The 24,821-nt window shown below is 46.2% G+C and carries 19 protein-coding genes and 1 pseudogene; 8 read left to right on the top strand and 12 right to left on the bottom strand.

Features of this window, described 5'->3' with window-relative positions; all coding sequences use genetic code 11:
- The first annotated feature begins 102 nt into the window (after positions 1 to 102).
- A complete protein-coding gene (gene tyrS / locus NJR55_RS07415; RefSeq protein WP_253619200.1) occupies positions 103 to 1,308 on the top strand; it encodes a tyrosine--tRNA ligase in 1,206 nt (401 codons plus the stop codon).
- A gap of 94 nt (positions 1,309 to 1,402) precedes the next feature.
- On the opposite strand, the gene NJR55_RS07410 is transcribed toward tyrS, so the two are convergent.
- Genes NJR55_RS07410 through NJR55_RS07380 form a run of 7 tightly spaced genes read right to left on the bottom strand, consistent with a single transcriptional unit; the run spans position 1,403 to position 10,017 of the window.
- Positions 1,403 to 3,403 carry a methyl-accepting chemotaxis protein gene (locus tag NJR55_RS07410; protein ID WP_253619199.1) on the bottom strand — a complete coding sequence of 667 codons (2,001 nt, stop codon included), beginning with the start codon at positions 3,401 to 3,403 and terminating at the stop codon, positions 1,403 to 1,405.
- A 33-nt stretch (positions 3,404 to 3,436) separates the two neighbouring features.
- Positions 3,437 to 4,255, bottom strand: a complete 819-nt coding sequence (locus NJR55_RS07405) for a symmetrical bis(5'-nucleosyl)-tetraphosphatase (RefSeq protein ID WP_253619198.1) — start codon at positions 4,253 to 4,255, stop codon at positions 3,437 to 3,439.
- A 2-nt stretch (positions 4,256 to 4,257) separates the two neighbouring features.
- Positions 4,258 to 4,632 carry a Co2+/Mg2+ efflux protein ApaG gene (gene apaG / locus NJR55_RS07400; RefSeq protein WP_253619197.1) on the bottom strand — a complete coding sequence of 125 codons (375 nt, stop codon included), beginning with the start codon at positions 4,630 to 4,632 and terminating at the stop codon, positions 4,258 to 4,260.
- Positions 4,619 to 5,452 carry a 16S rRNA (adenine(1518)-N(6)/adenine(1519)-N(6))-dimethyltransferase RsmA gene (gene rsmA / locus NJR55_RS07395; protein ID WP_253619196.1) on the bottom strand — a complete coding sequence of 278 codons (834 nt, stop codon included), beginning with the start codon at positions 5,450 to 5,452 and terminating at the stop codon, positions 4,619 to 4,621. The genes apaG and rsmA overlap by 14 nt, the downstream gene beginning before the upstream one ends.
- Positions 5,445 to 6,437: a 4-hydroxythreonine-4-phosphate dehydrogenase PdxA gene (gene pdxA, locus NJR55_RS07390; RefSeq protein ID WP_253619195.1), complete on the bottom strand. Its 993-nt coding sequence runs from the start codon at positions 6,435 to 6,437 to the stop codon at positions 5,445 to 5,447. Before pdxA ends, rsmA begins: the two co-directional genes overlap by 8 nt.
- The gene (gene surA, locus NJR55_RS07385) at positions 6,434 to 7,732 is read right to left on the bottom strand and encodes a peptidylprolyl isomerase SurA (RefSeq protein WP_253619194.1); all 1,299 of its coding nucleotides are present in this window, start codon (positions 7,730 to 7,732) and stop codon (positions 6,434 to 6,436) included. The genes pdxA and surA overlap by 4 nt, the downstream gene beginning before the upstream one ends.
- An 11-nt stretch (positions 7,733 to 7,743) precedes the next feature.
- Complete coding sequence (locus NJR55_RS07380; protein WP_253619193.1) at positions 7,744 to 10,017, bottom strand: LPS-assembly protein LptD; 2,274 nt, start codon at positions 10,015 to 10,017, stop codon at positions 7,744 to 7,746.
- A gap of 137 nt (positions 10,018 to 10,154) precedes the next feature.
- Here NJR55_RS07380 and NJR55_RS07375 point away from each other — a divergent pair, with 137 nt between their 5' ends.
- The 3 genes from NJR55_RS07375 to djlA are packed head-to-tail and all read left to right on the top strand — an operon-like array spanning position 10,155 to position 12,665.
- A complete protein-coding gene (locus tag NJR55_RS07375) occupies positions 10,155 to 11,159 on the top strand; it encodes an aminoglycoside phosphotransferase family protein (protein WP_253619192.1) in 1,005 nt (334 codons plus the stop codon).
- The gene (murU, locus tag NJR55_RS07370; RefSeq protein WP_253619191.1) at positions 11,156 to 11,833 is read left to right on the top strand and encodes an N-acetylmuramate alpha-1-phosphate uridylyltransferase MurU; all 678 of its coding nucleotides are present in this window, start codon (positions 11,156 to 11,158) and stop codon (positions 11,831 to 11,833) included. Before NJR55_RS07375 ends, murU begins: the two co-directional genes overlap by 4 nt.
- A 1-nt stretch (position 11,834) precedes the next feature.
- Positions 11,835 to 12,665, top strand: coding sequence for a co-chaperone DjlA (gene djlA, locus NJR55_RS07365; protein WP_253619190.1), 831 nt, complete (start codon positions 11,835 to 11,837; stop codon positions 12,663 to 12,665).
- Positions 12,666 to 12,687: 22 nt separating this feature from the next.
- Here the strand turns inward: djlA and NJR55_RS07360 are convergent, their stop codons facing one another.
- Genes NJR55_RS07360 through rapA form a run of 3 tightly spaced genes read right to left on the bottom strand, consistent with a single transcriptional unit; the run spans position 12,688 to position 16,837 of the window.
- Positions 12,688 to 13,476 (bottom strand): DUF3530 family protein, encoded by a 789-nt coding sequence (locus tag NJR55_RS07360; protein ID WP_253619189.1) that lies wholly within the window; start codon positions 13,474 to 13,476, stop codon positions 12,688 to 12,690.
- Positions 13,477 to 13,520: 44 nt separating this feature from the next.
- Entirely contained in the window at positions 13,521 to 14,177 is a 657-nt protein-coding gene (locus NJR55_RS07355) for an RluA family pseudouridine synthase (RefSeq protein ID WP_253619188.1), read from the bottom strand.
- Complete coding sequence (gene rapA, locus NJR55_RS07350; protein ID WP_253619187.1) at positions 14,177 to 16,837, bottom strand: RNA polymerase-associated protein RapA; 2,661 nt, start codon at positions 16,835 to 16,837, stop codon at positions 14,177 to 14,179. Before rapA ends, NJR55_RS07355 begins: the two co-directional genes overlap by 1 nt.
- 149 nt (positions 16,838 to 16,986) lie before the next feature.
- Here rapA and NJR55_RS07345 point away from each other — a divergent pair.
- The 4 genes and pseudogenes from NJR55_RS07345 to NJR55_RS07330 all read left to right on the top strand — a co-directional run.
- Positions 16,987 to 18,249 (top strand): annotated as a pseudogene (locus tag NJR55_RS07345) (PhoH family protein); the annotation flags it as partial.
- A gap of 212 nt (positions 18,250 to 18,461) precedes the next feature.
- Complete coding sequence (locus NJR55_RS07340) at positions 18,462 to 19,838, top strand: PhoH family protein (protein ID WP_253619185.1); 1,377 nt, start codon at positions 18,462 to 18,464, stop codon at positions 19,836 to 19,838.
- A gap of 523 nt (positions 19,839 to 20,361) precedes the next feature.
- The gene (locus NJR55_RS07335; RefSeq protein WP_253619184.1) at positions 20,362 to 21,591 is read left to right on the top strand and encodes a hypothetical protein; all 1,230 of its coding nucleotides are present in this window, start codon (positions 20,362 to 20,364) and stop codon (positions 21,589 to 21,591) included.
- Between the two features lie 332 nt (positions 21,592 to 21,923).
- Positions 21,924 to 22,139 (top strand): hypothetical protein, encoded by a 216-nt coding sequence (locus NJR55_RS07330; protein WP_253619183.1) that lies wholly within the window; start codon positions 21,924 to 21,926, stop codon positions 22,137 to 22,139.
- Positions 22,140 to 22,592: 453 nt separating this feature from the next.
- Here NJR55_RS07330 and NJR55_RS07325 read toward each other — a convergent pair whose 3' ends face one another.
- Together NJR55_RS07325 and NJR55_RS13790 are read right to left on the bottom strand one after the other, a co-directional pair.
- Complete coding sequence (locus NJR55_RS07325) at positions 22,593 to 23,600, bottom strand: hypothetical protein (RefSeq protein WP_253619182.1); 1,008 nt, start codon at positions 23,598 to 23,600, stop codon at positions 22,593 to 22,595.
- 647 nt (positions 23,601 to 24,247) lie between these two features.
- Positions 24,248 to 24,508 (bottom strand): ATP-binding domain-containing protein, encoded by a 261-nt coding sequence (locus NJR55_RS13790; RefSeq protein ID WP_420844462.1) that lies wholly within the window; start codon positions 24,506 to 24,508, stop codon positions 24,248 to 24,250.
- Positions 24,509 to 24,821 lie beyond the last annotated feature (313 nt).

Here is a 24,821-nt window from a genome sequence, read left to right as displayed (position 1 = left end):
GATAATACGAAAAAATGAAGAATACCAGATTATTGAGCTTAAAACAGTGGTAATAATGGCGTAAAATGGCTGGTTTATGAGTTTTTACAGTTGGAGATGTGGATGAAAACCGAAGTGGCGGAAGCTATTGCCGAGATTACTCGCGGTGCCGAAGAAGTTTTACTCGAGCAGGAACTGGCAGAGAAGCTAGCCAGTGGTAAGCCGCTGGTAGTGAAAGCTGGCTTTGACCCAACTGCACCTGATTTACACTTGGGGCATACTGTTTTAATCAACAAGTTGAGAGTATTTCAGGACTTTGGTCATAAAGTGGTTTTCCTTATAGGTGATTTCACCGGCATGATAGGTGACCCTACAGGTAAGAATGTGACCAGAAAGCCGCTGACCACGGAACAGGTTATTGCTAACGCTGAAACTTATAAAGAACAGGTTTTTAAAATTCTCGACCCGGCTAAAACCGAAATCCGTTTTAACTCCGAGTGGATGTCGAAAATGGGAGCCGCCGATATGATTAAACTGGCTGCGCGCCAGACCGTAGCCCGTATGTTAGAACGTGATGATTTTAAAAAACGCTACCAGAACAATCAGTCCATAGCTATTCACGAGTTTTTATACCCATTAGTTCAGGGCTGGGACTCGGTTGAATTAAAAGCAGACGTTGAGCTTGGCGGCACCGACCAGCGCTTCAATCTGCTAATGGGTCGCGAACTGCAAAAAGAAGAAGGGCAGCGTCCACAAACTGTCATTATGACGCCGTTACTGGAAGGGCTGGACGGTGTGCAGAAAATGTCAAAATCGCTGAATAACTATATTGGCATTACTGAACCGGCGAATGACATGTTCGGTAAAATTATGTCGGTGTCAGACGAGCTTATGTGGCGTTACTTCCAGTTACTCAGCTTCCGTTCCATTACCGAAATTGACGAACTGAAAGCTGCTGTAGCCGACGGCAAAAACCCACGTGATGTGAAAGTTTTGCTGGCAAAAGAAATCATCGCTCGTTTTCACTCGGAAGACGACGCAGAGAAAGCCGAACAGGATTTTATCCAGCGTTTCCAGAAAAACGCTTTACCGGATGATATTCCGGAAAAGACGGTGCAAGTTGGAGCTGAGGGAATGGCAATAGGTAATGTGCTAAAAGAAGCCGGCTTGGTTGAGTCCACCTCGGAAGCGTTACGAATGATAAAACAAAATGCCGTTAAAGTGGATGGTGAGAAATTCAGCGATTCGCGTTACCTGTGCACAGAAAAGGACTCTGGAGTTTATCAGGTGGGTAAACGTCGCTTCGCTAAAATTAACTTAACGGCGTAACAGCGTTAATTATTGAGGCAATAAAATCCGTGAAATATAAAAAGGCGCCTTTAAAGGGCGCCTTTTTCGTTTCTGCAGTTCAGAGGTTTTTACTTTAGACTCTGAAACTCTTAATTGAGTCCTGGAGCTCATCGGCCAGTTTAGCGACTTCATTAGACGCCTGAGCTGTTTGTTTGGAACCAGAAGCCGTTTGTTCGGCAATGGAAACAATAGACTCAAGACGCTCGCTGATATCCTGCGCAGTACTGCTTTGCTCTTTCGCCGCATTAGCAATATGGTTACTGCTGTCAGACGCCTGATGCACTGACTCAGTAATAGATTGAAGTGCCTGAGCTGCTTCATCGGACTGCTGCACACTGAGTTCAGCCTGCTCGCGGCCTTTATTCATTACGGTAACGGCCCGCTGAGAGTCATTTTGTAAGTTCTCAATCATGTCCTGAATTTCTTCGGTGGACTCTTGAGTACGGCTAGCCAGAGTACGAACCTCGTCAGCAACAACCGCAAAGCCTCGTCCTTGTTCTCCGGCACGTGCCGCTTCAATGGCCGCGTTAAGTGCAAGCAAGTTAGTCTGGTCGGCAATACCGCGAATAACATCCAGAATGCCACCAATGTTTTTGCTGTTCTCTGACAATTGGTCGATAACCTCAGATGCGCCTTTAATCTCGTTGGCTAAGCCTTCGATAGTCGCGCGGTTTTTGTCTGAAATTTGACGAACGCGTTTGGCTTCATCATCAGAGTGCTGAATTTCGCGCAATGCCTGGTCGGCACCGTCAGCCATTTCACTAGCTGTGTTGTTCATTTCCTGAGTCGCCGTAGCAACTTGTTCAATTTGACGACGTTGTTCGTCAATAGCGTTAGTGGTCTCGTCCGATACATTGGACGACTGCTCTGCAGCTGTAGCTAGCTGCGTTGCTCGGTTCGCAATACCTTCAATCAGTTTACGTAAATTACCGGTCAGTTTATTGGTGTTTGAGGCGAGTTCACCAAATTCGTCCTGAGCGTCATAGTCAACACGTTCGGTTAAGTTACCATCCGCCATAATGTTCAACATATGGTTAACCCGCGATAATGGGCGGCTGATACTGCGCACGGTGTACCATGAAATAAACACCGCCAGAGCAATAGAAATTACGGTGATAATACTATTGAGCCAGCTACTGGTAGAGATAGAGTCTGTTACTGAAACACGAGTACCGTCTGCTATTCCACGAACCGCAGTTTGCAGACGATCAGCCTCAGACATCAGTTTATTCAGTTGAATTTCTGATTTATCCAGAGAGTCTTCAGAATCTAAACGCAGTTGTTGGCGACGAATGACATTGTCCGGATAGGAACCTGCACCCTGAAGGCTGTCGAGTGCGTCACGAACTGTTCCAATAGCGTCATCAACCATGGCTTCTGTGCCACCAGTTGCTTCGTTATCTAAGGATTCAAGGCGAGGACGGATACTGTCAATATTAATATCGATTTCACTGCGAATGATTTGGGCGCTGTCTAATTTATTAGCTTTGTTCAAGTCATACATTAAAGTGATAAGACTGGACAGTGACGACTCGATATTACTGGCTTCACGAGAAATGACTTCGTTATTAGAAGCGTCCATAGTATCTAGCAGCATAATAGCCGCATCATCGATATTGAATGCAATTTCATCTAACTGAGAGGCGGTAACATTTTGTAGTTGCAGATACTCGCTGTGCTGATTAAACAGGCGCTCTATCAGGTCAATGTATTGGCGCGAGTCCTTTTCCAAAGCGCTAATTTCGTCGCTTTGACCGTTACCCTGAATAAGTTCTTTAAGTTTATCAAGAGAGGCAAAAAGCAATTTGTTCGATTCATTGAATTCTTTTTTGTGGGCTTCTACCTGTTCTAAACTTTCATCATAAAAAGTTTCTAACTGAACGGTACCCAGCTCGAGAATATCGACCTTAATCGCCGAGACCTGGTTCAATGCAGGGACCGCCTCATCGTTGAGTTTATCAACTGACGAACCTATGCTGTTGATATTAAACAACGAGCTTAAGCTAATGATGAGTAACAGCAAAGTAATGATGGCAAAACCACCGATAACTCGCATGGCAACAGTAATTTTCATGAAACTTTCCTCAGCACTGCATAATTATTATTGTCACTTTCCGGTCAAAGCCGGTTCATGAAAGAAGGTTTTATTCTCAACGCTATATAACGTCATATACTGACCCCAGACACAGCCAGTATCCAGCGCTATCACATCCTGACGCCGGGTTTCGCCCATTAGCGCAGCCCAATGCCCGAATAATACTCGATTCTCGGATTCTGACCAAAAGTTAAACCATGGCTTATACGAATCCTGCGATGAACGTTCATATGGATTATCTTTTTGGGAAAAATCCAGTTCACCTTCCGGGTTGCAGTAACGCATTCGGGTAAACGCGTTCACTATAAAACGGTATCGGTCAAAACCTTGCAGACTTGAGTCCCATTTTTCCGGAGAGTTGCCAAATAATTGCTGCATAAAGTTTTCAAACTCATTGCCAGTAAGAACTTTTGTCACTTCCTGTGCGTATTGACCGGCTTGTTTGAGTGTCCACCATGGGTAAATACCGGCATGAGCTATGACTGTCTTGTGCTCTTCTAGCTGATGCATCAAAGGTTGGTGGCGTAGCCACTCTAACCAGTCATAGCGATCACTGTCTTCTAATAACGTATTGAGTTTGTCTTTTGGGTTAGGCTGGCGGTAACCAAGTAACACTGCCATTAAGTTTAAATCGTGATTACCTAATACGCTGTGTACCGAGTTACTGTTTTCATAGAAAAAACGCAAAGCATCGCGCGAACTGGGGCCGCGCGCGACAATATCACCGACACACCATAAAGAGTCGTTTGCAGGGTTAAAGCTGACCTGGGTCAGCAGCGCTTCAAGTTCGCGGAAGCAACCCTGGATATCACCGACAACGTAATTGCTCATAATTAATGAATAATATTAGGTATGGCCAGACGGAACGATGGAATAGGCGCTTTAAACTGCGAGCCCTGTTCATCTATCATTAGGTAGTGTCCTTCCATAGTACCTATAGGCGTAGCCAGAACGGTGCCACTGGTATAACTGAATGATTCACCGGTAGCCAATTTAGGTTGTTGTCCCACAACGCCATCTCCAGCCACCCGGGTGATTTTATTGTCAGCGTCGGTAATGCGCCATTCGCGGGCAAGCAACTGCACTAACTGGCTGGACTCATTAGTTATGGTTATGGTGTATGAAAACACATATTGCCCGGTATCAGGGTTTGACTGCGCCGCTAAATATTGTGTTTTAACACTTATTGTAATGTTACTGACTGTCATTCTTTTCCGCTTGTTCAGTGAGCCAGTCGGATATCCTGCAGTAATCATCTACAGAGAGCGTCTCCGGCCTTGCGCCCGGGTCAATACCAAGGGCTTCCAGCTGCTCCGCAGGAACCAACTGTTTAAGGTTGTTCCTTATTGTTTTACGGCGTTGGTTAAACGCTGTCAAACATAAGCTATGCAGTTGCGCTTTATCTTTAACTGGGTGCGGGCTTTCGGCGTAGGGTTCTAACCGAACCACCGACGATTCTACTTTCGGTGGCGGCGTAAACGCCGATGGCGGGACGGCAACCACCGGAGTGACTTTACAGGCTTGCTGTACACCGACGCTGATTCTGCCATAACTTTTTGAGCCGGGCTCTGCCGCTAAGCGATCAACCACTTCTTTTTGCAGCATAAAGTGCATATCTTTTACATCATCGGCAAACTTCAGCAAATGAAAGATAAGAGGCGTGGAGATGTTATAGGGCAGGTTACCGAACACTCGTGCCGGGCTTTCTTCGGCAAACTGACTAAAATCTATGCTTAGGGCATCGGCTTGAATCACTTCCAGTTTTGAACTCAAAAAAGGGTGATGCTGAAGCCGTTCAACTAAGTCACGGTCAATTTCGATAACTTTTAAATGGCCACTGCGATCTACTGTCGGCTCAGTTAATGCCGCTAAACCCGGGCCAATTTCTATTAGGTTCTCACCCGGCAGAGGGTTAATGGCATCAACAATCTGCTCAATAATATAGTCGTCATTCAGGAAGTTTTGGCCAAACCGTTTACGCGCCCGGTGACCCAAGTGGGTTTTACTTCCGCCCTGGTGTTTATTCATAATACGCTGCTCTTGCCATATCTATAGCGGTTTGCATTGCCAGGCGGCAACTACCGTCGTTAATCTTGCCAGACCCGGCCAGCTCAAGTGCTGTACCGTGATCAACAGAAGTCCGGATATAGGGTAATCCGAGGGTAATATTTACGGCCTGCCCGAAACCTTTATATTTTAGTACCGGAAGACCTTGATCGTGATACATAGCAACCACCGCACTGGCATCCTCAAGGTACTTTGGTTGAAAAATGGTATCCGCGGGATACGGGCCGTGCAAGTTCATGCCTTGCTGTTTAAGTTGTTCCAGAACAGGAATAATAATGTCTATTTCTTCCCGGCCTAAATGCCCCGACTCTCCCGCATGAGGGTTTAGTCCGCAAACCAATATTTTGGGTGATGACTCGCCAAATTTCTTCGTCAGGTCGTTATGCAGTATGGTAATAATGTTGGTCAGACGTTCGGCGGTAACAGCTTTTGCCACGTAGGCCAGCGGAATGTGAGTCGTGACCAGTGCCACGCGCAGGCCTTCTGTGGCCAACATCATAACCACATCGTTGCAGTTTGCTTCATGAGCTAAAAATTCAGTGTGTCCTGAGAACGCCACGCCGGCTTGATTAATCACACCTTTGTGTACGGGGCCTGTAACAATGGCATCGAACTCGCCTGAGAGATTACCGTCAGAGGCTCTTTTTAAGCAATCAACCACATAATGACCGTTGGCTGTGCATAACTCGCCCGGAGTCACGTCTTCGCACACTGGAATATGCTCTACCCAAAGGTGTCCGGGTTCGTGTTGCGGAAGTTCTTCACCTTTTCTATACCTGTGCAGGGTAATAGGAAGGTTCAATTGTTCAGCGCGTTGTTTCAGTAAATTTTTATCTGCACAGACAACGACAGCAGCCGACCAGGGCTGCTGCGCTATTTTTATAATTAAGTCCGGGCCAATACCTGCGGGCTCACCCGGTGTAAATACAAGAGTTGGTATACTCACTCAGCAACTCTTCTGATAAACGCCTGGTCGCGAATTTCCTGCTGCCAGTTATCAAGCTCTTCGCGAAATTTACGGCTAAACAGCATTTGGTATGCGCGTTCTTGCTTGCTTTCTTCCGTTGCATCCAGAGTTCTGCGGCCGGTAACTTCTACAATGTGCCAGCCAAACTGCGTGCTGAACGGTTCACTTATTGTGCCTTGTTCAATGCTTTCTACTTTTTGCTTGAATTCCGGTGCGTATTTATTTGGACGAGCCCAGCCCAAATCACCGCCACGAGAGGCCGAACCTGGGTCAGCTGAATGTTCACGTGCAAGTTCAGCAAAAGTCTTTTCGCCATTGGCAATTTGCTCACGGTATTGATTGAGCATCTCTTTCGCTTTGTTGTCTGACAAAATAACGGAAGGCTTGATTAAAATATGACGCGCTTTAACTTCTTGTACTTCGACCGTTTGCTCTCCGCGCTTGTCCTGTACTTTCAAAATATGAAAGCCGATACCACTTCGGATTGGACCAACAACGTCACCTACAGACTTCCCATCTACAGCTTCCGCAAATAAGGTCGGCATGCTGTTAACTGTCATCCAGCCCAGGTCACCGCCATCCAATGCCGCAGAACCTGAAGAGGAACGTACCGCCAAATCAGCAAAGTCACTACCTTTGTCCAGTAAACTCAAAACGGTGTTGGCGCGCTCTTTGGCTTTTTCAAGTTCGGCTTGTGATGAGTTTGAATCAGCGGAAATCAGAATTTGAGCCAAACGATACTCTGTCTGGACTTCCTGGTTGCTTTCTATAAGTTTCACCAGGTTATTAATTTCTTGCGGCGTGATAGAGACACGTTGCTGTACAGCTGCTCGTTGAACTTGCTGGATAACCAACTCGTTACGAATATTTTCTCGGTAGGCTGCCCAGCTCATACCACTACTGACCATGTTTTCCCGAAGCTCAGCTGTTGTAAGGTCTTGATTACTTGCTATTTCGTTGATGGCTTGCTCTAACTGGTTGTCGTCAATCTCGATACCCATGCGGTTAGCCATTTGCAACTGAATTTCCTGCAGAATCAGGCGTTCTATAGCCTGAGTTTCCAGAACTTCGTCTGAAGGCGCGTTACTTGCGTTGAAGTTCTGACCGTTTTTAACTTGTTTGATAAGTTGGTCAATTTGGCTTTGCAGTACCACGCCGTCGTCCACTACGACGACAACGCGATCCAGTATTTGTTGAGCCTGAACGGTGTTATTCAGCAAAAAAGACGATGCAATCAGCACAGCTGCTGAACAAAACGATGCAATTTTTTTCATTATACCTACCACTAGTTACTGAGATAAAAAGGACGGCGGTAACCGTACGTACTTTTCTCAAGCATGTTAATTAGACCACTGCTATCAGAAGCTAAACCGCTGATAATAAATTGTATACTAATGCCATTGTCAAATTGAGTTTCGCCGTTTATCTGAGTCGCACTAAAAGCCGGCTCAAGATCACGGTTTATGCGTCTGTATGCGCTAACCCGTAAGGCCCAGCAACAACTGCTGTATTGAATGCCCACCATAGCATCATTTAAACGATCATGTGTGAGATCGTAAAAGACATTTGATGCGACTTGCCAGCGCGAACTTGCTGACCAAACCGCCTGCGTTCCAACTTGTTCAATATCGTTGTTCAGAATGTTGGTAGCGGTTCGATGACTGACCTGTATCAGGTTTGATTCATCTTTACGGAACTCTACCGCGGTCTGACTCTTACGGGTGGAGTTAAGTTCCGTATCGTATTGAATTGAGCTGCGTATTGACCAGTTCTCATCAACGGCCCAGTTAATGTCTGCAACCCACTCACTGTTACTGGAAGTTGTGGTTTCTTCATTGCTGGCAAACAATTGCGTGCGACTGTCATTAATATTGTAAATTTGCCCGATACTGGCGCGTAAAACTTCTCGTTCATTCTGGGTGAATAAGCTGCTGCTGACACCGTATGTTATTTGATTAGCCTCGGCGATGCGATCCAACCCCGAAAAGCGGCGGCTACGGAACAGTCCGTGGTAATCATCCTGTAATAAGGAGGTATCATAAATACCAATGTTCTGTTGGTTTTCATAAGGCACGTACAAGTACTGAATTTGTGGCGACAGCGTTTGCCGATATTGGCTGTCACCGAGTTCAATGGCGCGTTCCAGGTGCAAACGGGCTCTTACACGAGCGCGCGGAAGCGCTCGTGTAACTTCCTCGGCAATCTTGCTGTCCGGGCTTTCCTGCCAATAGCGCGTATAAAGATAAGAAAGCTCGGCTTCTGTATCAAAAGCGGGTTTTTCAAAACGGTACTGAATACTCGGCTCTATGTGTGCCCGAGTCGCGTATTCGCGTGTCTGATCCTGATTCTGAAAATAGGTTAGCTCGTTGTATAAGCTGGCACTAAAGCCAACGAAGTCGCCGGTATTGTAGTCGATACTGAGCTGCGGCAGTGTGCGATACGGACTGCGGTAGTCACCAATAAGCTCATAGTCTTCGGTGCGTAATTGTGCGGTCCAGTTTTCATTGTCGTAATCAAGCTGGGCTACGCGATATAAGTGAGTGTCGGCCCGGCCTGCAAAGTCACTGCCAAAGTCATTCAGATAGTTGTCGTCACTAATTTCAGTCGCATCCAGGTAAAAACTCAAATTTTGGTTTATTTGCGCGGAATGCTGAACGTGCCAAAGGTAACGTTTTTTATTTGCAATGCGGGTGTCGTCATTGCCTAAATATTCTAAATTGAATTGTCCGGCATTTTGCTCAAATAAATAGCGATACTCGCCTTTCATCATGGTGCCGCGCTCGGACATATAAACCGGAGCTATTGTCGCATCCATATTGGGAGCAATATTAAAGTAGTAGGGAACTTCTACTTCAAAACCACTGGTTGATGATGAGTCGAACGTGGGGTAGAGCAAACCGGTTTTACGCGCGTCACTTAAAGGAAAATTAAAATAGGGTAAATAAAGTACCGGTACATCGAATAATTCAAATCGGGCGTGCCAGGCTTCACCGAAATCACTGGTTTCATTTATCTGAATACGCTCTGCGCGTAATTGCCAGGCCGGAGTTTCACCCGGGCAAGTGGTGAAACTTGAGTCCTGTAATAACACTTCCTGCCGGGACAATGAAAGCAACTCTGCGTGGCCACGCGCGTTATGATTTCGCAGGCGGTAATCACTGTTGTAGAGTTTGGCCTCGTCATCGTTTAAGTCTAGCGATAACGAATCACCCGTAACGCTTAAATAGCCGTCATTAAAAGTAATGCCGTCTGAGGCGATAATTTCACCCCGCTGCTGATCGATAGTGGCTTTTGAAGTTGAAAGCCACTGGCCGTTACGCTGAATGATGACGTTACCGGTAAAATACGCTTTTTCATTGGCCAGAATTTCGGCGCTACGCGATTCAACACCAATAGTTCCTGCATCGGTTTCCTGCAACTGGACGGCGGTAATCGTACTCTCAGTAGACTGAGGCACGGTGCAAGTCATGTGTTGTGGTGCGTCTTGATTTTGTAAAGCCGCTAGCGCGCTGCCGGAAAAGGGCAGTAGCATTAGCGAAGTAATAAACCGTTGCAGCAATTTAATCTTCCGTCGTTGTTGTTAAATGCATTTATTCTGTTTTGCAGCGCGAGGGTATAATAAAGCAATTTTGTTTGTTTCGCTATTTGGTACACTGCTAGTTTTAAGGCTTTGCGACAAATTTGGTGGAGGATATTTTGGAAGACAAACGAGAAGTGGCTCTGCAGGCTTGGTGTGAAGCCCAGACAGGCGTTTCACAACCAACTTTAGAAGTTGTATCCGGTGATGCCAGTTTCCGTCGCTATTTTCGGGCAACTAATGGGCAGGAAAGCCTGATAGCGGTGGACTGCCCTCCCGAAAAAGAACCAATGAAGCCTTTTTTGGCCGTTGCACAAGCCTATTCTGAAGCAGGCGTTACTGTGCCAGAGATTATTGCGGCGGATTTAGACCAGGGTTTTATGCTGCAATCCGATTTTGGTCAGATATTGTTGCTGAGTAAACTGCATCCGCGAAATGCCCGGCAATACTACCAGCAGGCACTTGCCGCGCTGCCTGACATTATGTCTGTACGCCGGACTGAACAGGGTGAGCTGCCCGCTTTCGATACCGCTTTGCTGGAACGTGAACTTTCTTTATTTAAAGACTGGTTGTTAAAACACCACCTGAATCTGGATTGGCATACCGGGGACGATGACATTTGGAGCCAGTTTAGCCAGCAAATGATTGATAACGCATTGCAGCAACCGCAGGTGGGAGTTCATCGGGACTTTCATTCACGCAACTTAATGCTACTGGACGATGACCGTATCGGTATTATCGATTTTCAGGATGCGGTACTGGGTCCGGTGACCTATGACGCTGTGTCTTTATTGCGCGACTGTTATATTGAGTGGCCAGAAGAATTGGTTAACGAATTGAGTGAAGGGTTGAGGCAACATCTGGTTGAGTCTGACTGCTTAGCGGCGCAGGTTGAACCACAACAATGGCAACACTGGTTTGACTGGATGGGACTGCAGAGACACACCAAAGCGGCAGGTATTTTTGCCCGGTTGGCGCATCGTGATCATAAGCCTGGCTATTTACAGGATGTGCCCAGAACCCTGGGGTATTTGCAGCGAGTAAGTGCTAACTATCCGCAGCTTTCAAATTACAACCGCTGGTTGCGTGAGCGCATCATCCCAGCCTGGAAGGACACCTTATGAGAGCGATGATTTTAGCTGCTGGCCGGGGCAATCGCATGCGTCCGTTAACGGATAATCAGCCAAAGCCTTTGTTACCCGTAGCGGAAAAACCCTTGTTGGGTTATCACCTGGAAAAACTGGCGAGTGCTGGAGTTAACGAGGTGGTTATCAACCACGCCTGGCATGGTGAGCAAATTGAAGATTTTGTCGGGGACGGCAGCCAGTGGGGTCTGCAGGTTTCATTTTCTGTGGAACCTGAGGGGGGACTTGAGACTGCGGGGGGGATTATTAAAGCCTTGCCACTGCTCGGAGAGGACCCGTTTTGGGTTATTAATGGTGATATCTGGACAGACTGGGATTACCGAGATTTACCAACGGACCTGGAAAAAGGGCTGCTGGGACATTTAATTATGGTAGATAATCCGATTCATCATTCAAATGGTGACTTTGCTATTGAAAACGGATTGTTGGTTAATGGGGAAAATGAGAATGATGCCCGTAAAACCTTTTCCGGTGTTGGTTTGTATCGCAAAGAATTGCTGGCGCCATACCCTGAGGGGAAACAGCCATTAAAGCCTTTTTTCGACAGGGCAATAGATAAGAAGCAACTGGCAGCAAGCTATCACGATGGATTTTGGACAGACGTAGGTACACCGGAACGCCTGCATCAACTTAACCAGCGGCTGGAGAAATAACATGGTTTGGGGAAAGGTAGTCGGCGCACTGGCTGGCTTTGCGTTTATGAAATGGCCGGGTGCTATTCTGGGGGCGCTCATTGGTCACTGGTTTGATCGGGGAATGGCTCAGGACTTTTCCCAAAAAGGCGCCTGGGGGCGTTTTTTGTATGGGGCAGAGCAAGCCGCCGGGGACGCCAATTTTATTTACACACTGTTCGCGGTAATGGGCCACGTTGCTAAGGCAAAAGGTAAAGTCACCACTAGCGATATTTCTCAGGCTCAGGAGCTAATGCGTCGTTTGAATTTAAATCAGGACGCGACCCGCGAAGCACAGGAAGCCTTTCGCGAAGGTAAAGAACCGACGTTTCCTCTGCAACAAGTCATGAAGGATTTTAGTGCCTCCTTTTACGGCAATCGCGATGTTCTGCAGCTTTTTATGGAGCAGCTGATTGGTCTGGCGTTAAATGACGGTGTTTTGGAAAAGTCAGAGCATGAAGTTCTGGTTAACGTGGCTAAACACCTTGGTTTTACTCGCTTTCAGCTGGACCAATGGTTGATGATGGAAAAAGCGGCTTTTCGTTTTCATCAGCATCGTCGGCAACAGCATCAGCAACAGCGCAAAACCACCAGCCAGGATGAAATTCAAAACGCTTATGAAGTGCTTGGCGTAACAGCTCAAAACAGTAACGCCGAAATTAAGAAAGCTTATCGTAAATTAATGGCCCGGCATCATCCGGACAAGCTGGCTTCTAAGGGGTTACCGGAAGAGGTAATGAAGCAAGCCCAGCAACGTGCTCAGGACATTCAGGCGGCTTATGAGAAGATCAAAGAAAAGCGCGGCATCCGTTAAAAAAACGTTGGGGCTGGAAAGGTTAAAAGCCGTGAAATTCCAGCCAGCCTTTTATGGTGGAGATTAATTCCCGCTGCCCGGTGTTACCGGAATTAACCAGCTGACGCTGGCGGTACGCTGGGTGCTGGTATTTATTCGCTAGTTTTTTACGCAAGGCCCAGTGTTCACTCACCCAACGGTTAGCTTCCGCACTGCTAATATCCAGAACCGGCAGTTGCGACTGGCTAATGCGTTCGGCAAGAGCGCGGTTATACTGAAACTGAGGCACATAAGCGTTAACCAGGACAATCGCATCGGGCATTATTGAGGGCTCTCTTTCCAGCAAACGCAGAGCGATGTCTGCAGTAATTCCCTCTACTACCCATACAGAAAAGCCCGGGCGATCCAGTGTCTCGTCCAGCAGCAGAGTCATGCGCTGCTGTAAGGCATTAACTGGGGGCGTAAATACCTCTTCGTCCGCAGCCTCAGGGAAATGCGTTGTCGTAGCAGGTGTCTGCAAATTGTCTGTGCGTATGTCATGGTCAGGCGGGGTTAAAGCCCAGGTGGTCCAGCCAAAATCCGGTGCGTTTTCATAAATCGGACGAATATAAAAAGACTGCAGTGGATGGTAGTACCAATCTGGTAAAAGCACCATTTGTCCGCGCTCAAAGGCCTGCAAGTATTCTTTCTTTAACGCCAAATAGCGTTCGTCGTCATTTCCGGTCAACCAATGGAGCTGGTTTTGTGGCAAATAACGTTCTAAGTCGTCCTGGCTTACTGCGGGGCTGATAAACACCGGCGTCAGCAGCAGCAATAACAGATAGCGCTTCATGCAGCCTGTATCGGCTGAAGCGGCGCTAGCTTGAGTGCAAATTGCTAAAACTGAACGGGGCTGGAGAACTCTATGGGCTGTTCGGTTTGCGGATGGGTTACGCCAAGGTATTCTGCGTGCAGCAACAAGCGCTCGGCGGCATTGAAGGCCTCGTTGTGGGCGTAGAACTTATCCCCCAGAATGGGGCAGCCAATGGCCTGCATATGAACTCTTAGCTGATGTGAGCGTCCGGTATGAGGTGTCAGTTCAACGCGGCTGCAACCGTTATCAAAATTCGTTACCCGATAAAAAGTCGTGCTGGGTTTACCGGTGAAAAAATCCATGTGCTGACGTGGGCGGTTTGGCCAGTCGCAGGACAACGGCAACTCTATTTCTCCCTGCGGAGCGGGCAATTTGCCCCAAACGCGTGCAATATATCTTTTACTGGTTGTGCGATTCTGAAATTGTCGGTTCAGGTGGCTTTGCGCGGCTTTGGTTTTTGCCAGTAAAAGAACTCCGGAAGTTGCCATATCCAGCCGGTGGACCACTCTTATTTCCGGATGCACGCGCTGTACGCGGGTATAAACCGAGTCTTTATGCTCTGGTCGCTTACCCGGAACACTGAGTAGCCCGCTGGGCTTATCAACCACCAGCAACTGTCTGTCTTCATAAATAACCTGAAGAAATGGTGTTGTCGGCGGCTGATAATGGAGCAGCGTCATTAATGGTTATTAACCAGAATACGCACGGCCTGAAGCGATAACTGCGGGCTTTCCAGCGCCGCTGTAATTTGCTCTTCGCGCCAATTTATAGCCTCTATTTCACTGCTGCGTACTGACGGATTTTTCTTCCGCAATTCGAGCAGTCGTGTGCGCTCGTGTTGCAGCGAGGCCAATGCATTTTGCTTTACTTCATCCAACTGCTTTTGCTGCCACTCACGAGCCTGTTGCTGGCCGGACTGAATAATTTTTTGCGCAGGGTCGCGTAACTGACGCAATATCTGTCGCGCGGTTTTTTTATCAATAAAGCTGGATTGTTGATCGAGCAATTCGCGCGATACTTTAGCGGAAAGCTCCTGACCCTGACCATTAAACAACAGACGTAAACTCTGCAATGGGCAGAACTCCTGCAACGCCGCGGCTTTAGGTGCCGGTACTATGCTGGCAAAGTCCAGTTCCAGGAACCAGCTACCCGCTGGAATCGCTGGATTTTTCAGTTCCGCCACACAAGTACTGCCAAAGTCATCTGCAGTCAACAGTTCGAGTGCAGCTTGTACCATAGGGTGATCCCAACTTAAAAAGTCAGTATCTTCAAAGTTCAGCGCGGTGACCCGGTCAAAGGTTATGGTGATGCCATCATCCGGCAGTCCCGGCAGGCTGCCGACACGCATATGCTCACCCGGGCGAATAAACCAGCGCTCTTCGTCCAGCACTTCGTTAGTCACGCCAAAACGGTCAAAGAAGGCAATCATAAAGTCGGCCAGGGTGTCGGTATCGCTGTCGCTATGAATTTGTTCTATGATTTTTTCAGCGGTTTCAGGACGGCAGGCGTTTAGTGCCTGCAACTTGTCCTGCCCTTCACGGTTCCGTTCCAGCCAGGTTTTGTGCAGTTCTTTCGTCTGCTCCAGCAACTCGTCACTGAGTGGCTTTTGCTCAGCAACAGCCTGCTCAATGTCCGTACCAAAAGCATCATACAGTTTACGGCCTATCGCATTACACTGAGAGAAGGCGTTCATACCCTGCTCGTACCAGGGCAGCAATATGGCTTCAGCCGAGCCTTTGCAGTAAGGCAGATAAATATCAATATTCTGCTGTTGACCAATGCGGTCTAAGCGGCCAATGCGTTGTTCCAGCAAGTCCGGGTTGCTCGGCAAGTCGAATAAAATAAGCTGATGCACGAACTGAAAGTTACGGCCTTCACTGCCAATTTCTGAGCACAGCAGAATAGGGCTACCGTCTTCTTCGCTGGCAAAAAAGGCGGCAGAACGGTCTCGTTCGGTCAGTGTCATACCTTCATGGAAGGTTGCCGCCTGCACACCAGCCAATACCCGCAGGGCTTCGGATAAATCCAGAACTTGCTCTGCCGTTTTGCATATCAGCAGTGCTTTTTCCGAACGGTTTTGTTTAATGTGATTCAATAACCAGTCAATGCGCGGATCTTCCATCCACCAGGGCATGTCTTCATCGGGTTCGCATTCATCCAGTTCTACCGGATGAAAATGGCGTTCAGGAAAACCGCCGATATCGGCCCGGCGGTTACGGAACATCACACGGCCGGTACCATGTTTATCCAGCAGGTCATCGAGTTTGGCCTGGTCAGTAACTGACTCGGCCTGTTCTGCTAATTCTTTATACTCGGTTTGCTCTTGCTGAAAACTGGCAAAGTCGGAGAATCTGTCCGGGTCCAGCAGCTGCAGTCGCTGGAAATGGCCCTCGGCACCTTCCTGCTCAGGGGTTGCCGTTAACAGCAACAAGCCGGGCACCGCTTCACAAAGGTTTTTAACCGCACTAAATTCGGGCGCCTCTGGCTGTAAATGGTGTGCTTCATCAATAATCAGCAGATCGAATTCCGCTTCAAGCAACGCCTGACTCCAGCGCGACTCGTGCATAAAGCGGCTACTGATAATAATGTGCTGTTCAGTTAAAAACGGATTTTCACTGTCGGCTTCCGCTTGTTCGCAACGCTCATCATCAAACAGGGTAAAGTTCAGCGCAAAGCGGCGGCGTAACTCAACCAGCCACTGATGCATTAACGATTCCGGTACCACAATCAAGACCCGCTGTGAGCGGCCGGTATTCAGGCGGCGTTTGATGATCATGCCGGCTTCAATGGTTTTTCCTAAGCCCACTTCATCGGCTAAAAGCACGCGCGGGTGGTAACGGTCGGCAACGGTTTTGGCAATATACAACTGGTGCGGCAGCAAATGGGTGCGAACACCTAATAAACCAGCAACTTCGCTGGCCTGATGATGCGCCAGATGTTCACTGGCCTCGCAGCGCAACTGATACATATCCAGGCGGTCGGCCTGGCCTGCCAGTAAACGAGTCAATGCTGGGTTACTGTCCACCTGATGCGATAACTGGGTTTCCGGAACCACAACAGACTCCTGATTGTCATCGCGTAAACCATGGTAGGTCACAATACCCTGTGATTCTGTCAGTTCATGAATTGTGAAGCTCCAGCCGTCGGCGTGTTTGCCCTGTTGCTGTACTTGCAGTTGATAACGCGCCAGAGGGGCTTCCTGAGCTGAATACAGTCGCACTTCACCGGTTGCGGGGAACATCACGGTTAAGTGACGACCTTCGGCCTGGGTGATCATGCCTAGCCCTAATTCGGTTTCAGTTTCACTAAGGTAACGTTGTCCAACTCTAAACTCGCTCACTACACACTCCCGCGCGCCATTTTCCAAGGTCGCAATGGTACTTAATTCGCTCGCCAATTCCGAGGAAAAATTTATTTCTGTAACCGTTGTGTCATGAATTTTAGGCTAAGCTGTAAGAAAAGAATAATCACAAGCAAAGGTACGCGCTAATGACAACAAACGCTGGCAAGTTCTTTATCCTGGACACCAATATTCTTCTGCACGACCCTCTCGCTTTTCTCAACTTCGATGAACACAACGTGGTTATCCCCATGGTGGTTCTGGAAGAGCTCGATAATATAAAAGACCGCAATAGAGACGTGAGCCGAGAAGCCCGGGTCGCTATTCGCTCACTGGAAGAGGTTTTAAAAGAAGCCACACCGGAAGAAATTGTTGCTGGTGTTCCGTTAAACCGGGTGCAAGGTGAGCACACAGCGAACGGAACCCTGGCCATTTTCCCCGACTATCAGCTAGAGCAGACCGAGTCAGTGTTGTCGCTGGCAGAGAACGACCACCGCATTATTCAGGCGGCACTGGAAATTCAACGGGAGCGCTCGCCGGCTGGCGTGGTGCTGGTTACCAAAGACATCAACATGCGCCTGAAGGCCAAAGGCGCAGGTATGAAGTATGTTGAAGATTATCGCACCGACCAGCTTATTGACGACATTCGCTTGCTGACCAAAGGTTTTTATAAGTTTGAAGGCGACTTCTGGTCGCAGGTGGGAGAAGTGCAAACGCAGCAGGAAGGTCGTGATGCCTACCATACGGTGAGCCGTGAACTGCTGCCTCAGGTTTTCGCTAATGAATACATTATTGACTCAACCAATAATTTTGCGGCGCGGGTGGAAGAATACGACAGCGAAACCGTAACGCTGATGGATTTAAGCGTAGAACGGATGATGTCTTACGGAGCCTGGGGTGTTCACCCTAAGAATATTTATCAGGCTATGGCAATGCACGCTTTATTAGATACCAGTATGGACATGGTGACTCTAACCGGACCTGCCGGCAGTGGTAAAACTTTTCTTGCGCTTTCGGCTGCACTGCAAATGGTGGTGGAACAGGGCATTTATGAGAAAATTATCGTTACCCGTAATACGCCTGAAATTGCCGAATCTATTGGTTATTTGCCCGGCACCGAAGAAGAAAAAATGGCTCCCTGGCTGTCGGCCATAACTGATTCGCTGGAAGCTTTGCATAAGCAGGATGAGAGCATGGAATCGAGCCTCAATTACATAATGAAAAAGGCCAACATTCAGTTTAAATCGCTGAACTTTATGCGCGGGCGTAGCATACAAAATGCCATTGTTATTCTGGATGAAGCTCAGAATTTAACCGCGTCTCAGCTAAAAACGCTTATTACCCGCTGTGGCGAGAACACCAAATTAGTGGTGTCGGGTAACCTGGCGCAAATTGATAGTTACTATTTAACAAAATACCCAATTCTAAAAGAGTTGGAAAAGTTGTCACCTTCTTGTTTTTACTGGCTTGAGACTGGGGTAACAGAAAAAACTGTAAAAATGACTTCATTCAGTAACAAAAAATTTGAACTCGCTAAGTCTGTGTCATCCCATCTCACTATTAAATACTGTAGCAGGGTCACAAATACTTCGTTAATTGACACAAACTTCAGCGAGGCAGCATAATGATTAAAAAGACTAATACACCTCGAGTGCTTGATACCTCAGCCTTAGTTCACGATCCGAAATCCCTATACGCGTATGAAGATGATATCTATATTTGCCTGACGGTTCTAGAAGAGCTGGATAATCTTAAAGAACGAAGAGACAAGTCTGTGAGCGCTGATGCGCGTGCATGTATTCGAATGCTCGAAGATATTGTCTCAGGCTATGATACTGATGAACTGGCTAATGGAGTTGACTTAGGTAACGGTGAAACGGGAAGTCGGGGCAAATTGTTTATCGCAATTGATACGGAGATCGATTTAGACAATGCGTTATCACATGGTATTGGCAGCGAGGCTGATAATAGGATTATAAACTACGCTCTGCAATTACAAAGAATAATTGAAAGACCAGTTTCGATTGTGAGTCGCGATATCAATATGCGGTTAAAGGCCCGGACAGTTGGTGTCTCTGCTGAAGATGTACCGATTGATAATGATATCTCAGATTTAGACTTACTTTACACGGGGGTTCAATTTTTCGAGGGTGACCTGTTTGCAAAACTCACAACAGATGATGATTTCAAATTGTCAGGTGACATTTATCAGTTAGATCGTTCATTGTTTAGAGACGATATCCAATACAACAGTCATTGGTACGATGAAGCTGGTCACATTGGTATGGTGTCTGAGGTAACAGAAAAGTATATATTCACAAAGCTTCTTCCACGAAAGCCATCCAAAGTGTGGGGCATCTTGCCGAAAAACCCGAGACAAACGATAGCACTAAGCCAGCTTACAGATCCGCATTACGAGTTAAACATCTTAATGGGGCCAGCAGGTTCAGGTAAGACTTTTCTTGCCGTTGCAGCCGCACTGCATCAAGTTTTGGAAGACAAGCGATATAAGCGAATCGTCATTGTTCGCTCAAGAGATTTTATGGACGACGATCCGGGGTTTCTGCCGGGCGATTTGAAAGAAAAATCATTACCCCTTCTTGGTGGTGTCACTGATGCTTTAATTTCGATGCATGGTGAAGTCGGAGATGAGCTAGCAACTGCTACGACTGTAGAGCACATCATGGAAAGCGCCAATATTGAAATTACTAGCTTGGCGTATGTTCGAGGTAGGAGTTTTGATGATACATGCTTCATTGTAGATGAGTGTCAGAACCTTACTCGAGCACAGATGAAAGGTGTCCTCAGTCGCGGAGGGACAAATTGCCGGACAATTTTATTGGGCAATTTGGCTCAAATTGACGATAAGTTTGTGACACCTGCCAGCGCGGGGATAAGCGCTGCGATAAATATTTACCGAAAATTCGATAGGGCTAGCATTCTAGTATTTGATGAAGTTGAACGAAGTGCGTTGGCTGAGTTTACGGAAACTTACTTTTAGATTTTTAATCAATGCGAAAGGCAGGTTGATCACTGTTTATCCTAATATTTGGACAAGAAAAGTGCATCGTTCGTGAAGCCGCATTCTGCGGCTTCACGTTGATAGCCTTAAAAGGCATTCACTTCCTGTTAAGTATGATTTTGATAACTGCTTGATAATGGGTTTCGTCGGTGAAATTGCTGCTTAGCCCTAGTAGACGCCTCTTAGTCAAAAGGACTTTACTCTCAAATGATTTCAGCAAAAGATAAAAAAATACCAGTTGGATTGTCAACTTTACTCATCTTTATCAATAGCTTATGTCCAAATGCGTGAACCTCACACCATTATTTGGCTTTGAGTAAATAATGTGTCTATATGCCACGCCCAAATGTTACGCGTCGGACACAGATTGTTGCAAGTGCGTTCGATGAAACATGAATAGTGGACCGCCATCACTAACCTAGACACTTTCCAGCCCTTCTATGGATTGAACAGAGAATCATAGACAATTTCCGGCTATTATTTGGGCATCGGAAGAAGGCTTATGAACAACCAACTGTGCAGTCAGGAACCTAAGGATGAGGCGGTCTACAAAATGATAAAACGAAAATACACCATTGCTGAACTTTATTATGCGGTGTGGAGTTCACCGCTAAATAAATTAGCAGCCTGTTGGCAAGTGGATGCAAATGGACTGGGGAAACTTCTTGATAGACATAGTATCCCAAGACCTAAAAGCGGTTACTGGGCCCAGAAGGCTCTGAATAAAAAGGTTTCAGTAACACCTTTACCTAAGTCGGTATCACCCTCACTTGTTATTGACCTTACTCCACTACAACGAACTAAGCGTGAAAAGTCCAAATTAGTTCCAGCCCCACTACCAAAGCCCACAAAACCGATATCTCGTTACCCCTTGCTAAAATCGATTAAATCGTCGATGTCCAAACCTCATTACAAGTATGACTTCCTGATGGTTCAGCCATACGACAATGATAAAGTGATGAGGCTGGATGTATCTCCAGAGCAGCAAACTCGGGCTATTTATATTTTTTATACACTACTTGAATCCTTCGAGAAGAAAGGCTGGATAGTAAAAGTCGAAAAGCATCGCTATGCGAAACGTTTAACTAACTTGGTGACAATCAATGGGGAGCCCGTTCCGTTTCGCTTGCGTGAGCGCCTCAAACAACAAAAGCGTGAACTGGAGAAAAAGGAGATTGAAGAGAAAACAAAATATGGTCGTGTCTGGCATGAAAAAATCAATGTTCCTAGTGGTTGTCTACAGCTCATTATTGAAGGTCCGATGCCAGCCGGAGTAAAAGGCGTTTTTGAGGATAAGCCAACCCTCTCCCTTGAACAGCAGCTTGCTCACGTGATGACTACACTGGAGCAGTCATCCGAGCAAACAAAAGTGGTAAGAGCTGAGCGAGAAGCAGGGAGACAACGATTCGAAAAGTTGAGGCTGCGTCGCGAAGAGCATGAAAGACGAGTCACCTCGGAGCACAGCCGCATAAAGACCTTTCTTGCGCTATTTATGAAATGGCAGCGAGCTAGGGACTGCCGAATGTTTCTGAGCGAGCTAAACGGAGCCGATATTTATCAGCATGGCTCTCAGGAGCAAAAGGCTAACTTTTCATCATGGGCCTATTCCGTTATTGATGCAATTGACCCAATTGTTAATGGTGAAGCAGCCGCATTAATAACTGATGACTTTGGCGATGAACACATTTTTGAAGAGGCAATGAGCCGCTATCTAAAGTCTATGAGTGAGTGATAGCAATTATTTGCATCATTTAATGACGGATACCTTGGAAAAAAGTGAGATTGTTTACTATTGAATTTTCGACTTTTCATACCATTATATTTTCATACAATTAATACCCAATATCGTGTTTTTATACAGTCAGTTACTCCAGATACAGAATAAAAAAACGAATTAAAAAACACTGACAAATTTAAATTTTTTGTTATTAATCAATCCTTTATGTTTAGATTGCTATTGCTTAATAAAGATAGGGAAGCTATGTTTAGTTGAACCCAACGAGTAGTCGCTCCGCCCAACAGTCAAGTTGCGCGAAATAGCACTCCTAATTCACGAGGTAGCAAATGGACGAAGAGCAACAAGGCATAGGTAAAGTCGAGCTTGACCAGTTTCTCATCAATGAAGCGCAGGCAGTATTTGAGCGTCAGCCTAAATCAGCCTCAGAAGTGATTGAGCGCTGGGCATACCTTGGTCAAGCAGCTGAAGCCCAATTAACCGAAAAGGAAAGGCTTCTGCTTATGGCAGGCAGTGGCGTTATTCAACTGTCAGTAGAAGAGTAGACGTAACGTAGTTATAAAGATTCCAGTATATGCTCGTGCTAGCACACACATGATTAATGACGAGAAACTATGGTGAGTCTAAAAGTGCTGCTCGTACTCTCTTTAATCGCATTCTGACGGCGTCCCCCGAGTACAAGTGAAGTTTGGGGCAAATATTTACATGACGTTTGCAGCTCAAATTAATTAGAGTTTACTTAGACTGGAAGTTAACGGCAAGTGAAGAGAACTTCGCCCTTGAGCCTACGAAACTCATGAATAGGTTCGATCAGCCACTATAGTAATAAAAATGTTCATTTCTCTCCATCCGGCATATAACGCCCATCAAATTGCCATTAACCCAGTAGCCAATATACTTAGGTCGTTTTGTCATAACATACCTATTCTGATGACGTTTCCAGAAGTGGTGAGTTTTTAAATGAAACCTGAGTATTCTCGAATTAGGTCAGCGACTTTCTATCTAAAGGTATCAGCCACCTTGACGAGATCGGACGCAAAGGACTGAAGTTCGAAAATCTTTGCAATGCTATATCGGCAAAAATCAAAGTAACTATGGTTCTCATTAGGCGTCATGTGAAAATTGTCATCAAAAGCAGCATAGATTAAAGCATCCTCTACGCATGAATAGCCCTCTACAGGGTGCGTTCGAGATTTTAGAAGATCGCGGTTTTCGCTATCAATTTTTACCGCACCCGCCAAGCTGTTTCTGCTACTATTAATTTCTTCACGATAGACCCGAGCTACAAATAAATCTTTCTCAATTCGAAATTGGTATATGTAGGACGATGGACTAAGAAAAGCACAACGCATTAAAGCGTGCTTGATATCATCACTAGTGATATTAATCTCCGACGATGAGATATAATCAAAATGGCAGATTTTCGTATCGGACTCTATAAACACAATCCCTTCTACTGATTCAAAGTATTTTAGGATAGGGCGGCGCGCAGCATATGGACGCTCACGACGGCTAATCAGTTTTCTGTCAATGCTAATAACGGGATTCATTACCAGACTTGTACTGAGACGGCTTTCTATCTTCTTAACAAGATCTAGCTCACTCGTGAAGCCAACTAGTTCGTATTGCCCCTGATGGTCGAGTGGTAGTAAACACATGTTAATCGTGTTACCGGGAGTATTGTCGCCATATTCAGTCCATACCGAGGAGCCGAAAAACAAGCTATAAAGCTCGTTACTAGCGTCATTGACATCGGTAGCATTAAACAACTCTGTTACCGTATGTGAAATAGCGATTTTCAGGATTGATGCCAGATCGGTGAATTGAACATCGCATTGATTAAATTTTTGCAGGGCGTTCCAACTGTTGTAGCCTAAACTGGACGCGATAGTGTTTTGAATAGATGTAAGTTCTGACTCAGGGGAACACTCTGATTTGATGGTTTTGGCCAGAGCCTTCAGAAAAGCCTTGTCTTTTTGGCTTAAGAAAATGTTGTAGATAGACATAATTACTCCTTCACCCCTGATAGGATCTCGATCAGCATGGAGTGAACTAGCAACTTGTCATTGGTTGATGAGTTGTTCTAAGTACGTAGGTTATTGATCCCGGATGATTTACGTACCACTCAAAATTAAGCTGAAAGGTTATGAATGTCAAACATAACTTGTTTCGATTTAGCAAAAATTAGGCTCATAGCTGGCCCAACAAGCGAAATTAGCTACTGGAAGTCTCGGTGGGGTTCTACCCTGTTATCACGGACGGTTTAAAATCGCACTATGCGTGTAGTGAGATAACGCCTTCAGTGTATGTTGCGGAAGCTCAATACTCTAAGTTGAATGCTTTCTATAAGAAACTGGCCAACTATAAGGGTGTTGCGTTAAGATGGAACTATCGGTTAATAAATAACCCCCACGACAGTGATTCTGGAGATTTTTATGCATTCAAACCAAACTCGTAAAGTTTCTGAGAGGAAAGTCGCCGGTTTGCACATGCTTCACACCGCTATCGCTAAAGCTAAGCAAGAAGGCAGAATCCGCACAAAGACTCGTCTCTCAATTAAATAATATTTAAGCAGCTCCGTATAAAGCCGACATTGTGTCGGCTTTTTTGTGTCTGATGTAAAGTTACAAGTTTATTAGCTCTGCAACGAAAGTCATCTTTGTGTATCGCTTGTGTATGAGTACTTCAGCATTTCAGCTAAGGCAGTTTTTTGGGTATCGTAAGCCCCTTTCTTCTTGACACCATATCGATAATCTGACTTTTTGCCAATAATATGCAGTTTATCTTCGGCTCGGGATACAGCCGTATATAGCCAACTTCGGTCAAGTAAAAAGCCTCGCTCAACAAGTATGATTACGTTTTTCGTTTGTAACCCCTGCAACTTGTGAAGCGTTAAGCAATAGGCAAGATGGATATACTCGAATAGTTGCCAATCGACCTTAATGATACGTTTATTCCCATATTCGTTAACGCCTTCTTGAGCACTACAATTGATGATAGAGAAGCATGTTGAATCTTTTTATTTCAAGGCGTTATGGTAAATATTAATCAGATAACTCACAGGTGCGGGTCTGTTTTGGTACAGATTAGTCGAATAGCTCACAGCTGTGAGGCTGTCTTGGTACAGATTAATCGAATAACTTACAGGTGACGAGAGTGTTGTTGCTCAGGTCTCTCAAAACCTTGCAAGCTTCGAGTATTAGCATTCTCTAGAAAGCATACCTATT

It is taken from the genome of Idiomarina rhizosphaerae (assembly GCF_024159085.1).
Lineage (GTDB): Bacteria > Pseudomonadota > Gammaproteobacteria > Enterobacterales > Alteromonadaceae > Idiomarina > Idiomarina rhizosphaerae.
Note: the sequence above shows the minus strand (reverse complement) of the source record. Positions and strands in the feature narration are given on the sequence as shown.